Annotated in this window: 16 protein-coding genes; 2 read left to right on the top strand and 14 right to left on the bottom strand. The window is 27.6% G+C overall.

Annotation, left to right across the window (positions count from 1 at the left end):
- The first annotated feature begins 19 nt into the window (after window positions 1-19).
- Complete coding sequence (locus HNQ06_RS00440; protein WP_184106871.1) at window positions 20-907, top strand: LysM peptidoglycan-binding domain-containing M23 family metallopeptidase; 888 nt, start codon at window positions 20-22, stop codon at window positions 905-907.
- Between the two features lie 246 nt (window positions 908-1,153).
- Here the strand turns inward: HNQ06_RS00440 and HNQ06_RS00435 are convergent, their stop codons facing one another.
- The 14 genes from HNQ06_RS00435 to flgF all read right to left on the bottom strand — a co-directional run bounded on the left by HNQ06_RS00435 (window position 1,154) and on the right by flgF (window position 13,929).
- Window positions 1,154-2,512 (bottom strand): sigma-54-dependent transcriptional regulator, encoded by a 1,359-nt coding sequence (locus tag HNQ06_RS00435; protein WP_184106869.1) that lies wholly within the window; start codon window positions 2,510-2,512, stop codon window positions 1,154-1,156.
- 2 nt (window positions 2,513-2,514) lie between these two features.
- Entirely contained in the window at window positions 2,515-3,663 is a 1,149-nt protein-coding gene (locus HNQ06_RS00430; protein WP_184106867.1) for a two-component system sensor histidine kinase NtrB, read from the bottom strand.
- A complete protein-coding gene (locus HNQ06_RS00425) occupies window positions 3,660-4,706 on the bottom strand; it encodes a hypothetical protein (RefSeq protein WP_184106865.1) in 1,047 nt (348 codons plus the stop codon). The genes HNQ06_RS00430 and HNQ06_RS00425 overlap by 4 nt, the downstream gene beginning before the upstream one ends.
- Window positions 4,707-4,716: 10 nt before the next feature.
- Window positions 4,717-5,205: a CvpA family protein gene (locus HNQ06_RS00420; protein WP_184106864.1), complete on the bottom strand. Its 489-nt coding sequence runs from the start codon at window positions 5,203-5,205 to the stop codon at window positions 4,717-4,719.
- Window positions 5,202-6,293 (bottom strand): undecaprenyldiphospho-muramoylpentapeptide beta-N-acetylglucosaminyltransferase, encoded by a 1,092-nt coding sequence (gene murG / locus HNQ06_RS00415; RefSeq protein ID WP_184106862.1) that lies wholly within the window; start codon window positions 6,291-6,293, stop codon window positions 5,202-5,204. The genes HNQ06_RS00420 and murG overlap by 4 nt, the downstream gene beginning before the upstream one ends.
- 150 nt (window positions 6,294-6,443) lie before the next feature.
- Complete coding sequence (locus tag HNQ06_RS00410; protein ID WP_184106860.1) at window positions 6,444-7,238, bottom strand: PfkB family carbohydrate kinase; 795 nt, start codon at window positions 7,236-7,238, stop codon at window positions 6,444-6,446.
- The gene (tsaD, locus tag HNQ06_RS00405; RefSeq protein ID WP_184106858.1) at window positions 7,213-8,253 is read right to left on the bottom strand and encodes a tRNA (adenosine(37)-N6)-threonylcarbamoyltransferase complex transferase subunit TsaD; all 1,041 of its coding nucleotides are present in this window, start codon (window positions 8,251-8,253) and stop codon (window positions 7,213-7,215) included. The genes HNQ06_RS00410 and tsaD overlap by 26 nt, the downstream gene beginning before the upstream one ends.
- Entirely contained in the window at window positions 8,250-9,131 is an 882-nt protein-coding gene (locus HNQ06_RS00400) for a divergent polysaccharide deacetylase family protein (protein WP_184106856.1), read from the bottom strand. The genes tsaD and HNQ06_RS00400 overlap by 4 nt, the downstream gene beginning before the upstream one ends.
- Before the next feature lie 50 nt (window positions 9,132-9,181).
- On the bottom strand, window positions 9,182-9,982 hold the full coding sequence (gene rpoS, locus HNQ06_RS00395; protein WP_002557358.1) for an RNA polymerase sigma factor RpoS: 801 nt from the start codon (window positions 9,980-9,982) through the stop codon (window positions 9,182-9,184).
- Between the two features lie 152 nt (window positions 9,983-10,134).
- Window positions 10,135-10,470 carry a rod-binding protein gene (locus HNQ06_RS00390; RefSeq protein ID WP_184106854.1) on the bottom strand — a complete coding sequence of 112 codons (336 nt, stop codon included), beginning with the start codon at window positions 10,468-10,470 and terminating at the stop codon, window positions 10,135-10,137.
- Complete coding sequence (locus HNQ06_RS00385; protein ID WP_184106852.1) at window positions 10,460-11,458, bottom strand: flagellar basal body P-ring protein FlgI; 999 nt, start codon at window positions 11,456-11,458, stop codon at window positions 10,460-10,462. Before HNQ06_RS00385 ends, HNQ06_RS00390 begins: the two co-directional genes overlap by 11 nt.
- A 178-nt stretch (window positions 11,459-11,636) precedes the next feature.
- Window positions 11,637-12,071: a hypothetical protein gene (locus HNQ06_RS00380; protein WP_184106850.1), complete on the bottom strand. Its 435-nt coding sequence runs from the start codon at window positions 12,069-12,071 to the stop codon at window positions 11,637-11,639.
- A gap of 199 nt (window positions 12,072-12,270) precedes the next feature.
- A complete protein-coding gene (gene flgG / locus HNQ06_RS00375) occupies window positions 12,271-13,068 on the bottom strand; it encodes a flagellar basal-body rod protein FlgG (RefSeq protein ID WP_184106848.1) in 798 nt (265 codons plus the stop codon).
- Between the two features lie 12 nt (window positions 13,069-13,080).
- Window positions 13,081-13,929 (bottom strand): flagellar basal-body rod protein FlgF, encoded by an 849-nt coding sequence (gene flgF / locus HNQ06_RS00370; protein WP_184106846.1) that lies wholly within the window; start codon window positions 13,927-13,929, stop codon window positions 13,081-13,083.
- A gap of 251 nt (window positions 13,930-14,180) precedes the next feature.
- Between flgF and HNQ06_RS00365 the strand changes: the two genes are divergently transcribed.
- Window positions 14,181-14,741 (top strand): DUF2147 domain-containing protein, encoded by a 561-nt coding sequence (locus HNQ06_RS00365; protein WP_184106844.1) that lies wholly within the window; start codon window positions 14,181-14,183, stop codon window positions 14,739-14,741.
- Window positions 14,742-14,773 lie beyond the last annotated feature (32 nt).

Genomic DNA, 14,773 nt, shown 5'->3' with positions numbered 1-14,773 from the left:
TCGTAAAAGAATTTGTAGTATGAGTAAAGCTTTTTTGTTATTTAAAGTAGTTTTCATTTTTTTAAAAATAATTTGTGTTTTTTCTTATCCGGAAATAAAAAATTTCTCAAGAAAAGATCCTATTTTTTCTGATCTTAAAATTAAAGTTTTGAAATATAACAAAAAACAGCATATTCCCTTGTTTTTTTATTTGTATAAAGTTAAAAAAGGAGATACTTTTTTTAAAATTGCTAATAAAATAAACGGATGGCAGTCTGGCATTGCTACTGTTAATTTATTAGATTCTCCTATTGTGAGTGTTGGGCAAGAGATTCTTATTCCTAGTAAAAAGGGAGTTTTTGTTTTTGATAGTAAGGATTATAGGTTTAATAATTTGCTTTTAGCAACAAGAGATCTTACCAAAGCTGAAAAAGTAAAAATTAAAAGAAATGACAGGGTTTATGAGTTTTATTTTTTTGATTTTGTCAAGAATCCAGATTTTGGACTTTTTTCAGGTACAGAGTTGCTTTTTTTCTTAAATGCCAATTTTATTTTTCCTTTAAAAAAATTTATTGTTAGTTCTGATTTTGGATTTAGAAATGATCCTTTCACTGGCAATAAAAGTTTTCATACAGGAATAGATCTTGCAGCTCCAATGAATACGGAAGTGTATTCCTCTTCTTCTGGAATAGTTATTGAAGTTGGATACAATGATCTTTATGGCAATTTTGTTGTAGTTGGTCATAAAAATAATATTAAATCTCTTTATGGGCATTTAAATTCATATTCTGTAAAGATAGGGGATTTTGTTAAATCAGGTGAATTACTTGGAAGAGTGGGGCATACGGGGCGTTCAACAGGGCCTCATTTACACTTTGAAATATTAAAAAAAAATGTTCCCATTAATCCGTTAAAGTTTTTAAAGTAAGGCTAGTTGCAAGCCAGTTAAATATATGATATTATCAAATTGTATTGATTATTAATAAATAATGGTGTATAATTATTTGTTTGATAAAAATATTTTTACACTTTTGCACCAAAATTTTAAAAGAAAGTGTTTCATTTTAATATAATTATTGGCATTAAAAAATTTTTTGGTTTCAAAACTATACATTTAATTTAAAGCAATATTATTTTTTTATATTGATTATAATTTAATAATTTAAAATAAATCTTATTGATCAATGTTATATTCGATTATTTTATTATGTAAAGTTTTTCTTCCTATTTTTAGTATTTCGGCGCATTTACTCTTGTTGTTTTTAGAATGAAAAAGCGTTTGTTTTATTATTTCTTTTTCAGCCTCTTTTAGGCTAATTCCTATTGGTAGTGTTATTTTAAATATAAGATTTTCATTATTTTTGATTTTTGCTGGTAAATCTTCTTTAGTGATTTGTTTGCCTTTTGATAATATTAATGCGCTTTCAAGTACATTTTTCAATTCTCTAATGTTTCCTGGCCAATCGTAATAATAGAGAGCTTTCATTGCATCATTAGAAAGAGTTTTTTCTTCTCTATTGTTTTCCTTTGCAACGTCTTTTATTAGTATGTTTGTTAAATAGGATATATCATCTTTTCTCTCTCTTAAAGGTGGTATGTTTATATTAATGATATTTAGTCTATAAAATAAATCTTCTCTAAATTTTTCCTTTTTAATTTCCTCTTCAATGTTTTTGTTTGTTGCAGCCAGAAGCCTGATGTCAACTTTAATTGTAGTTTCTCCACCAACACGCTCAAAGGTTTTGTTTTGTAGTACTCTTAAAAGTTTAACTTGAATTTCAGGTGAAATTTCTGCTATCTCATCAAGAAAAATTGTACCTTTGTTTGCAAGTTCAAATCTGCCTTTTTTTTTGGAAATTGCGCCAGTAAATGCTCCTTTTTCATGGCCAAAAAGCTCGCTTTCAAGGATGCTTTCAGAAAGTGCAGCGCAATTTACTTTTATAAATGGCTTGTCATTTCTATTTGAAAGATCAAAAATAGCATCGGCTATTATTTCTTTGCCAACACCGCTTTCACCCGTTATAAGAACAGATGCATTTGATTTTGCTATTTTTATTACAAGCTCAAAAATTTTTTGCATTAATAGCGATTTTCCCATGATTTTTTCATAGTATTTTAGGTCTTTTCTTATTAGTATATTTTCTAAATTAGCATTTTCATTGTCGTTATTTTCTTTTTTATTTAGCGATCTTTTTATTATTAGCAAAAGTCTTTCAAGGTCTAAGGGCTTTGTTAAAAAATCATAAGCACCTTCTCTCATGGCATCTACAGCAGAATCAACTGTTCCGTGGGCTGTTAGGATGATAAAAGGTATTCCTAAGTTTTTTTCTTTAACTATTTTGAGTAATTTTTCTCCAGATATCTGAGGCATTCTCAGGTCAGATATTATTACATCAAGATTTTCATTTTCAATTGTTTCAAGAGCCTCTTCTCCGTCACTAGCAGTGAAAACAAAATATCCTTCATCCTCAAGATAAGTGGCAATTCCTTCTCTAATATTCTTTTCGTCATCAGCTACAAGTATTTTGCTCATTTTCAATACCCTTCAATTAAAATATTTTTTTTATTTAGTTTAGGAAGTGTAATTGTAAAAATAGTGCCTTTGCCTTCTTTGCTTTCCATAAAAATTTCACCTCCAAGCTCTTTTATTATTTTATAAGAAATAGTAAGTCCTATTCCACTTCCTTTTTCTTTTGTGCTAAATTGAGGTTTAAATATTTCCTCTTTGACCTCATCTTTTATTCCGTTTCCGTTATCTTTTATGTTGATATGTATTTTATTCTCTTTTTCGAAAAGAAAAATTTCTATTTTTTTTATTTCTTTTTTTGTTTCAAGCAGTGCTTCTTCTGCGTTTTTAACGATGTTTATAATAACTTGTTTTAATAGTTTCTCATCAATGAGTATATTGCTTATTTTGTTTAAATTAAGAAGCAGCTTTATGTTTTTGTTTTCTAGTCCAGGATTTAACAATTCACACACACTGCCTATTACTTGTTTAATGTCTTTTTCTTGTAAGTTGATTTTTATTGGTCTGACAGTTAATAAAAATTCTGTTACTATTTTATCTACTCTGTTTATTTCTTCTTTTATTACTTTAAAATAATTTTCAGCTTTGCTATTTTTCATTTTTTGTTTTTCAATTTCCTTTTTTAGTAGTTGTAAATTTATATCGATTGCTCCAAGTGGGTTTTTGATTTCATGTGCAATATTTCTTGCATGTCTTGTAAAAGAGGCCAAAGCTTCAACTCTTCTAAACAGTTCTTCTTGTTTCTTTTTCTCTTTAATATCTTCGATTAAAATAATATTGCCTTCAAGTTTTTTTTCTTTTACATAAGGCATAAATGAAATTTTAATATATATATTGTTTGATATTGGAACTTCTAATCCTATTATTTTATCCTCTGTTCTAACTAGTTCTTTTATTAAATTTATTAAGATTGGAATTTGAATATCATCAAGAATTTCTATTTTTGATTTAGATGTTAATGCTAAAATTTGGTATAAAATCTTGTTTGAATAAATTATGTTGTTTTGTTTGTCAAGTACAATGATTCCTTCATTAATTGATGCAAATATTCCATCATATATTTCTATTTTTTTGTAAATTTGTTCGATAAATTTAGTTTTTTGCTCATTAGATAATTTGTTTAGCTTTGTTAAGGCTTTTTTAAAAAAATTATTCATATCTCCTCATAATTTAGCATCAAGTTTTCTATTATTAATTTTTTATTTTGATTATAAGGGCGATATTTGTAAATATTTTTCAAATGTTCTGTATATTTTAGATATTGATTAATATCTATTTTGTTTTCTAAAAAATCTTTTCTAATGTTAATTGCAAGTTCGTTTAAAAATATTTTAAAGCTTTGATCATCTTTTATAAAATCTATTTCTTCAAGATTTAATATAGATTTTTTTTCTTTTATTATATTTAGAATTTTTATTAATTCTTTTTTTATTTTTTTACTTTCTTCTTTGTAAAATGAGGCAAAATACTCCTCAATTGTTATATCTTTATTTATTAGAAAGCTTTCTTTGAATATTTGAATTTCTAAGTTTCTTTCTGGTTTTGTGAAATTGTAAACTCTAAGTCTTGAAAGTATTGTTTTTGGTATTTTGTTTTTATTTCTTGCTGCTAAGATAAAGTAAATATTTGAAGGAGGCTCTTCTAGTATTTTTAAAAGTGAATTGTGCACATTGAATGATAAATTTTCGATTTCGTTTATGTAGATTACCTTTGGTTTTTCTTTTTCAGAAAAAATCCAAGTTTGAATTTTTTTTACATCATAAACAGTAATACTATGATTTAATTCTTTGTTTATATTTTCTATATTTTTTATAAGCTCATTTTTTATGTTTTCATTGTATTCTTTTTCGTAATAAGCAGAATTAATGTAGTTGATATTTTTCTCTATTTTTTTCAAATTTTTTTCATTACTGAAATAACATTTGGTAAAAATTACAGTTTTAATGTATTCTAGGTATTTATGTGCTACCTTGTGTGAATTTGTAGAAAGATGTGCTTTTGCTTCTACTGTGTCAAGATTTGAGAAAATGAGCAAATTGGGATTTGTTAAATTTTTTCCGTTTAATATTTTTTTTGCAAGCTCAATTGCGCTAATCTTTTTTGATGAAAATTTTTCTCCTAGTAAAAGAATTGCATTTGGTAATATTTTTTGATCATATGCGTTTATTATGTCTTTGGCAATCTCTGGAAGCATTGTCATTGTTGTTTCCTTATTTTGTTTTTGAAATTTTAAAGAGATAGTTTATTCCAGGATTTAAATAATCAAGTAGTTTGCTTTCTTTTAGAAAATATTCAGGTTTAAATATTTGCTGTGAGTGTATTATGTAAACCACGATTGCAATTATTCCAAAAGCTTCAAGTAGGCCAAGTACTAAGCCCAGTATTCTGTTGAAGAATAATAATTTAAGTTGACTTATTATTGATTCTATTAATGATTGTAGGATTAAAAATCCTATATGTATGAGCAGAAAAAATACAAGTAGTGCTTGAATGTAGGATAGTTCAACAATAGGTTCAACTAGTCTTCTAAACTCTTCAGTTTTTTTATAAAGCAGTAGTATTAAAACAAAAACCTCAGCAAATCCGCTAATTTCTTTAATAAATCCTCTTAAAAATCCTCTAAATCCTAAAGATGTAAAAATTATTATTATTAGTATGTCTACTATTCCGGTTATTTTTACAGGATCGTTTGCTATCATTTAGATTTTGTCTCCTTAATGTCTCTTATTAGCAATTTGGCTATTAAAGTTGAAGAATGCTCATTATTGAATTTTTTAATATTTTCTTTAAGAGAGTTGATTTTTTCTCTATCTTTTAAAGTTTCTTTTATAATTTTTAAAATATTTGTATTTATAATTTCATCTTCATCTATATAAATGCAAGCATTTTGATTTTTTAGTAATTTTGCATTTTTAATTTGATCTCCTCTAGAGCCTTTTTTAAATGGAATCAAAATTACACATGCGCCAGCATTTGCAAATTCTTTTATTGCTCCAGCTCCAGCTCTGCTTATTATTATATTGGAAAATTTAACTATACTTGCCATTTCTTCTGCGTTAAAAAATTGTCTTCTTAGGTAATTGTCTTCTCTTTGGTCATTTAAGTTTTTGCCCGATTGATGGATGAAGTAGATTTCAGTATCCTTTTTAATACAGAGTGCAAGATTGTTTAAAGCATTGGCTCCAAGAGATCCTCCAAGTATGCTAACAATTGGTTTGCTAGTGTTTTGGGTCAATTGTTTAATGATTTTGGGATTTGGATTTAAAAATTCTCTTCTTATGGGAGATCCTGTGTAGACAATATTTTTGTGGTTTTTAAAGTATTTTTCACTTTCTTTGAAGCTTATATGTATTTTATTTGCGAATTTGGAGTTAATTTTTGTTGCAAGTCCAGGATCTAGGTCCATTTCATGGGTTATTCTTTGTATTTTTAGCAAACTAGATGCAATAATTGTAGGAGTTGAAACAAATCCCCCAGTTGCATAGATAATTTGAGGTTTATATTTTTTTAAAATGTAGAAGCTTTTTATTATTCCAAGTATTACTTTAAAAAAGTCAGTAAAGTTTTGAAAAGAAAAATAGCGCCTAAGTTTTCCACATGGAACCGAAATAAATTTAATATTATTTTGTTCTTTTATTAATTTTTCTTCTATGGAATTTTTTTGGCCTATCCAAAAAAATTCAATTTCATTGTCAAATTCTTTTAATGCCTGTATTATGGATATTCCTGGAAATACGTGACCCCCAGTTCCCCCTCCTGTAAAAAATATTATTTTTTTATTTGACATATATTTATTTACTCATAAAAATAATAAAGCACTCGCTTTGTAATAGATTTTTGTACATTTTATTCTAATAATAATATATTGCAATGCAAATATTTCCTTTGTACTAAGAATCGATTCAGTCTTTAAAATTGAATTTAATGAAATTTAAATTCAAAATGTATTTTTTAAAAAATTTTCAATCCGAACCCCTTCTTTTTTTAAAGCATTTTCTTTAATTGAATCTTTTATTATTAGGTGAATGGCTTTTGTTGTTTTTTCTAGAGCCTGTTCTATTTCGAATTTTTCTAAGTATCCTATAAGTAAGCTAGTAAATAAGTCTCCTGTTCCACTGAAATTTTGTTCTAATTTTTCTAAAAAAAACTCTGAGTATTCTTTGTTTTTAGGATTGTAACAAATGTTTCCCAAAAGATCTCCTTTTTTGACGCTTGTAACAACTACTATTCCTTTTGTATCAAGATTTAATATTGCTTTTATGATATCATCTTTGTTGTTAAGTTGTGAACTTTTGCTTAGCATTTCAAGTTCTGTGATGTTGGGAGTTATTATGTTTGCATGCTTTATTATTTTTCTAAATCCACTAATTATTTTATTATCAAATATAGGATAAATTATTCCATCGTCAGCAAATACAGGGTCAATTACAATTTTTTCAAATTTTATTAATTTAATCATTTTTTCTATTGTTATTTGTTGTTTTTCGCTTCCCAGAAATCCGGTATAGAGTATGTCAAAGTGTTCATTTTGCTCTTTCCATATATTGATAAATTTTTCTAAATGATCGGTTAAATCCACTATTTCAAATTTTTTATAAGCTGTAGAGGCAGAAAGGACGGCTGTCACAAAAGGACACACTTGCATATTAAACGAAGATATTACTGGTATACATATTGTAAGAGATGTTCTTCCCATGCTTGAAATATCATGCATTGCTAAAATTCTTTTCATTATTTTTTCTCCTATACCGGTTTTTATAATTTTCTATTCTTGAATTTGCATCAATTTCGATTGGACTTTCTCCATATTTTAAATACATATTAAATCCAAGTCCCGCAATCATTGCTCCATTATCTGTGCAAAGATCAAGAGGAGGGTAGTAAGTTTGTATTTTAAGCTTATCTATTTTTTCTCTTAAGTATAAATTGCTCGCAACACCGCCCGCTATTACTACTTTGTTGATTTTGGTATCTTTTATTGCTCTTTTTAGTGGGGTGATTAGATTTTCAAAGGCAGCTTTTTGGAAGCTTGCAGCTATATTATTTTTTGTTGTTGGATTATCTTTGCTTTTGAATTTTTCTAGTTGGTGTATGCAAGCTGTTTTTAGTCCAGAGTATGAAAAATCATACCAGTTTTCTTTTTTTCTAAAGGTGGTAACTGGAAATTGAAATGTATTTTCATCTCCATTTTTAGATATTTGTTCGATGTTTGGACCTCCCGGAAATCCCATATCGTAATGTTTTGCTACTTTATCAAAAGCTTCTCCACAAGAATCATCTAGAGTTCTTCCAAGTATTTCAACATCATCGAAATTTTTTTGTTTGGCAATCAATGTATGTCCACCACTTAATAATAATGATATAAATGGATATTCTATTTTTGAGTACATTAAAGGGGCATAAAGATGGCCTAAGATGTGGTCAATGCAGATAATAGGTTTTTTTAATGAAATTGCTAGACCTTTGGCAAAGTTTAATCCAACTATTAAAGACCCAATAAGTCCAGGTCTAGATGTTACAGCTATTAAGTCAATTTCAGATATTTTAGTATTTGCCTTTTTGAGTGCTTTTATACAAACAGACATAATAGCTTCTGTATGAAGTCTTGAGGCAATCTCAGGCACTATGCCGTAATATTTTTTGTGTTCTGTTTGATTTAATTTTATATTGCTTAAAATATGAATTCCATTTTCTACTACAGCTACGCAGCAGTCATCACAAGAGGTTTCTATTCCAAGCACTTTCATCTGGTTGTTTCCTCGTAAAGATTTAATAAGTTGTCGAATTCGAATTCCTGGTTTAAATCAGGCTCTTCTTTTTTAAGGACTTTTAGCGTATTTTTAGACCAAATGTGTCCTATCACTTTTACCATTCCGTTTTTTCTGGCAATATTTTTTGCTTTTTCAAGCTCCTTGATTACGGACTCTTCTGTGTCTTTGCTATCAAGAAATACATCTCTTTTTTCTACTTTAACCCCAATTTCTTTGCCTATTATTTCTGGTACGCTTCCTGCAATAGTTACGCTGTCGAAAAAATATCTGTCAATCTCTTTAAGCTTTTCTAAAATGATTTTCATCAAATCTTTATTCGAAGTGATTAAACTTCCCATATGGTTATTCATTATTTTTACATCGGGATACTTTTTAAATGCTTTTTCGATTTTTTTGTGTATTTCTTCTTTTTTGTCTTTTATGCTTATATGAAATTTTTCTATTGAATTTCTATGTTTTGATTGCATTGGGAAATGTATTATTACTGTTTTGTTAGCATTTTTGAGTTTTTTGTATAAACTCATTGATTTTGGTAAAAATGGAATAATGGCATAATTTATTTTAAGATTAAGTTTTATAAATTGTTCTAACATAAATTCATCATAACCCACGTCGTCGATGATTAAGTAAAATTTAGGTTTGCTTTTGGCTTTTTGATCTTCTTTGTTGTTTTTTATTATTAAGCTTTCTTTTTGTATTTTTTCAAATCTATTTTTAAGTGGGACATTTGCAACTTTTGAATTGTTGTTAAAATAGAAAAAACTTGCAAATGCCTGAGTTACTGCAATAACAATAGAAATTATAATAAAAATTACAATAATAAACTTGTTTTTTTTAATATAAAATATAAACATTCATGACCACTGACTTAAAAGTAGACCAGAACATGTCATGAATGTCAATGTTAATTTATTTCTTCTTTTAGTTTTTTAAGAACTCTTTTTTCAATCTGTCTTACAGTTTCTGATGATATTCCAAGTTCTGTTGAAATATCTTTTAAGGTGCTTTTTTTGGGACTATTGTCTAGGTTATATCTTTTTTTGATTATGTATCTTTCCTTTTCATTTAATTTTGTTTCAAGTATGTAATTCAAATGTTTTAGAGTTGAATCTTGTTCAAGGGTAATTTCAGGGTTAAAAGAATTATCCTCGTATAGATTCAAGAGTGTGGAATTTTCAGATCCCTCTATTTCTTTGTCCAGAGAATATTCTTTTTCAAGATAGGGAATAATTTTTATATACTGAGCAGGAGATAAGTTGAATCTTTTCATTATTTCTTCTTTTTTGGGCGATTTTTCTTCTTCTGTTAAATATTTATTTATTTGTAGTATTAGATTTTCTTTTCTGTATGGGACTTTTACCAATCTGGTTTTAGTGTTTAATGCTCTTTGGAGTGATTGCTTAATCCAGAATGATGCATAAGTTGAAAATTTGGTATTTTTATTTGGGTCATATTTTTCAGCAGCTCTTATTAATCCCAAGTTGCCTTCTTGAATTAAGTCTTCAATTTTTAGCCCTTTGCCCGCATATCTTTTTATTATTTTTAAAACAAGTCGCAAATTTGCATTTATCATCTTGTTTTTTGCTTTTGCATTGCCTCTTTGTATTTGTCCTGCAAGCTTAATCTCTTCTTCGTGAGTAATTAGCTTGTGTTCTCTTACCGATTTTAAATATATGTTTAAATCCTCGTTACTAAATATATTCATAGTTATTATATTTTCTCCCCTTTATTGAATATTGTGATTAGGTTTTTACTACTTAACTTCCATGCAAAAATTGTGCCAATTTAGTTTAAAACCATTTTTAAATTAAATTGGATATAATTTTAAGGTTGGGGATGGGGTGTTTTTCGAATTGTTTACTTTTTTTGTAATTGATTGTAAATTAAATCGGCAAGGCCAAAGCTTTGAGCTTGTGCTATTTGTTTTGCTCTTTGCTCGCAAAGCATGTCTTCAAAAATTTCTTCTACTTGGCCTCCGTTTAGCAAATTTTGATCTTTGTTAAGAGTTTTTTTCATGCTTTCAAGCATTTGCTTGATAAACATAGCTTCAAATTCTAAAGAAGCTTTTCGAAGTTCTTCATTTTTTTGAAAGGATTTTTTTATTTCTAAAGAATTTTTAAAATTATTTATTTGATTTTTAAATTTTAGATTTTGCGAATTAATTAAATTTTGTGAATTAATTTTAGTTTCCATCAACTTCCTCCAATATAAGTTCTCCATTTAATTTATTGATTTTTTTAGCAGCTTGAATTATTTGAATTAATTCTTTATTGCTGAGATTGTTGGAATTTTTTAATATAAATTCATTTAATTTCATTGAGTTTACTTGAATTGTTGTTTTATTATTTTTACTTAAAATATTTTGATTGTCTTTTTCAATGGAAAATGTAAACGTTCCTATTTTTGCATTTTCACTTGCTAGAATAATACCATTTTTTTTGTCTATTAATATTTTAGGGTTTGTTTCTATTTTAATATTTTCAATCTCTTCTAATAAGCTTATGTTTTTTGCTTCTATTTTTATTGTGTTATCCGATTTAATTTTGTTGTTGATTTTTTTAGAGGTCAATATTTTGTGAATTCTATTTATTAATGTATAATTTCCTTTTTTAAGAATTATATTATAACTGTAGTTAATATTTTGATTTTCATTTATTATTACACTATCTAGGGTATATCCAGATCCTTTTAATTTATTATTGCTCTTTATAATTCCTGATGCAATTGCTATTATTTCTCCCTCTTTATTTTTGAGATTTGTTTTTAAAAGTATTCCATTTGTTAAATCTTTTGAGTTTAGTATTGATGCAATGCAAGCTTTATGTTTTGAACCTTTGATTGTATTACCTTTTACCTGGAGACTGACATTTACTAGTGCAATATTTTTACTTTCTATGTTATTTAAGTCTATTTCATTTATTGTATTGTTTTCTTCTAAAATTTTAATTATAAGGTCTTTTTGTTTTATAGAGTCTCCTTTTCCAGCAAGCCCTGCTACTATTCCAATACCTGTTAAAAAATTTGTGTTTGTGGGATAAATATCTGCAATTTCTCTTAATTTTACGCTTTCAGATAGGCTATTGTTAAATGATTGCTCTGTTTTTAGTCCTGTTAAATCTTTGTTTGTTTGGGCTAATAGACTTGTTGCAAATGTAATTAACATCAACATTAGTTTGTTCATTCTTTACCCTATTTCTTTTATTTCTTTAATATCTATTATTTTATATCAATTATTACAATTAATGAAACTTTTTTCGTAAAATTACTAATTAATCCTTGATTTGTTAAATATTGTCTGTATTAAGACAGATTAAAATTAATAATGATAATTTTTGGATTGAGGAAGATAAAATAAGGCATTATTCTTTTTGCACTTTATTTAATCTTATCTCTTCATTTTTGATTGTGTTGCGTATAACTTTATATTTACTATTGTTTAATTCATTTAGACTTAAAACATCATTTATTCTTGTTGTGTTAATTTTGTATTTAAAGTATATGTTGTGTTCATTAAGGATTTCATTTTTTTTTAGATTTTCTTTTGCAAATACAATTGGCTCGATTATATCAATGTACATGTTAATGTAATTATGTCTTTTGTAGCTTTCAAAGTTTTTTGCATAATAAACCAGAGTTTTTTGAATTGGAATATTTTTATATGAGTTGTTACTTTTTACTTTAAATTTTATTTTTTTGAAAAATTTATCTTCTATGTTTATTTCAGATTCATCAAAGTTAAATTGAAGTATGTAGATATTTTCATTTGATAAATTTTTTGTGATGTAATAGATCATTTCAAAAAGTATTGATTTTTTTGTTAAATTTGGAGGAATATATATTTTTGATAAGCTTTGATTGTTGCATATTTTTGAATAATTCTTTGAAAAGAAATATGCTTTACTAGGAGTAATGTTGAAGCATAAATCATGAGCACCACTTATAATTGAGCTTGTTGTGAAAAATAAAATAAAAATAAATAATCTTTTTTTTATTTTATTGCCTTTTTAAGTTATTTGCAATTCCTAACATATTGTCAGAAGTTTGAATCGCTTTTGAGTTTATTTCATAAGCTCTTTGAGCTACTATCATTGTTACCATTTCTTCAGCAATAGATACATTTGACATTTCAAGTATGCCTTGTCTTAGTCTTCCCATGCCTTCACTTCCTGGTATTCCTGCTATTTCTTGGCCTGATCCAGCTGTTTCTTTAAATAAATTGCTCCCAATAGCACTTAGTCCTGCAGGATTAACAAATCTTGATATCTCAATTTGTCCAAGCTCTATTGGTTCGTTGTTGTTATCAATTTTTACCGACACTATTCCTTGCTCAGATATTGTAATTGAGCTTTGGATATATTCTTCTGGGAAAAATATATTGGGCAATACCTTGTATCCTTGGCTTGTTACAAGCTCTCGATTAGAATCAATTTTAAATGATCCGTCTCTAGTATATGCATAAGTTCCATCAGGCAGAAGAATTTTGTAAAATCCATCTCCTTCAATAGCAACATCAGTTAGTAAATTAGTTGATTGCATTTTCCCTTGTTCAAATATTCTCTGAGTCGCAGCAATTTTTGTTCCGTGACCAACTTGATTTCCAAGCGGTCTTAAAGTATTTTCAGTTGCAGGGGTTCCTGCTCTGTTTTGGGTCTGATAAATCAAATCTTCAAATTCTGCTCTTATTTTTTTAAATCCTGTAGTATTTACATTTGAAAGATTGTTGGCAATTGTATCTACATTGTATTGTTGGGCAGTCATTCCACTTGCTGCTGTCCATAATGCTCTCATCATAAAATATGCTCCTTAATATTTTCCAATTTCATTTATTAATTTTCCTAAGAGGCTGTCTTCAGTTTGTATTGTTTTTTGATTAGCTTCATAAGCTCTGTTAATTTCAATCATTAAAACCATTTCTTTAACAGCATTGACATTGGAAGCCTCAAGAGTTTCTGTTTCTATTTTAGGCCTTAATGATATATCAATTTCTTGCGCTTTGCCAGATGTTTTTGTATCGATCCATAAAGAATTGCCCTGTTTTTTGAGAAATCTGGGATTTTCAAAATTTACAATTCTGATAGTATCAAGCAGTTCATAATTTTCCCAAGAATTTTCATATTCACTAACAAGTCTTTTGGGGTCTGATTCAAAGTTTGAATTGTGAAAGATTTGTCCCTGAGGGGTTATTTTAAAATTATTTTTTTTAAGATATATATATCCTTTTTCTCCTAGAACGGGAAATCCGCTTTTTGTAACAAGGATCCCTTCTTTTCCAATAGTAAAAGAACCGTTTCTCGTATATCTTTCTCCATCTGAAGTTTGTATTACGAAAAATCCTTGATCGGTGAGTGCTAAATCTAATGGATTGCCAGTAGTTTTTAATGGACCTTGTTCAAATACCGTGTATATCTCATTTTCTTCAACCCCTGTTCCTAGTTTACCCACAACTGGAGCCGTTTCAAGATGCCCTTTGGGGAATTTATAAAGGCCATCATCATTTAGCCTTCTTATTAGCATTTCTGGAAATGCTTTTTGAATGGACAAATCTTTTTTGTATCCAATAAGATCTATGTTTGCTAAATTATTTGATACTGTGTCAAGCTTGCGCCTTTCTGCCATCATTCCGCTGGCAGCTGTATAAATTCCTCTTACCACGACGGTTAAATCCTTTAAGACAATTAACTTTATTAATATTAGCATTAATTGTTTCATATAACAATTAATGGACCTATTGTGTTTTTGCTTAATTTTATATTTTTTGTCTGGGTTTTTCTCTTTATAAATAATTAAACTTATGCAATAAGTTGTATAATGATGTTTGTGGCTAATTTTTAAATTAGCCACCTTAAATGAGTAATTTAAAAAAAGAGCTATAATTTAGGATTATTTAGTTTTAAGGAGGATTGATGACTAGAGTTTTTTCAAAGTTTTTTATTTTCTTTTGTTTTTCAATGCTTTTATTTGCAAATTCAGAAGATTCAAATGAAAAGGAAGTTGTTAATAAGGGTGAAAACCTTGGTTTTGAAGATGAAGTTTTAGGATATTGGGTTGGCTATAATGATGTGAGTAACATAAAAAATTCTATTATTTATATTTATAAATATAATGGAGAAGTTTATGGCCGAATTTTAACTGTAATAAAAGATGGCAAAAAGTATGATGCTAAAAATCCTTCAGGAGACACTGTAGTTGGGTTTGAAAATCTTGCAATAGAGGGTCTTGATTTTATGTGGGGCCTTAAGTATTCTTCTTCTTCTAAAAAGTGGGATAGGGGTAAAATAATAGATCCTAAAAACGGTAAAATTTATAATTCTGAGATGAGTGTTGATAGTAAAACTGGGAATCTTATTACCAAGGGGAAAGTTTGGATTTTTGGCAGAAGCAAAATTTGGACAAGAGCTAAAGATGATGAAATACCAAAATTAGACTTGCAAAATCTTGTTCCAGCGCCCCCTGTAAAAAAATAAATTTGGCTTTTGGTCTTACTATTTTGAAAAAA

It is taken from the genome of Borreliella lanei (genome assembly GCF_014205895.1).
GTDB lineage: Bacteria > Spirochaetota > Spirochaetia > Borreliales > Borreliaceae > Borreliella > Borreliella lanei.
Note: the sequence above shows the minus strand (reverse complement) of the source record. Positions and strands in the feature narration are given on the sequence as shown.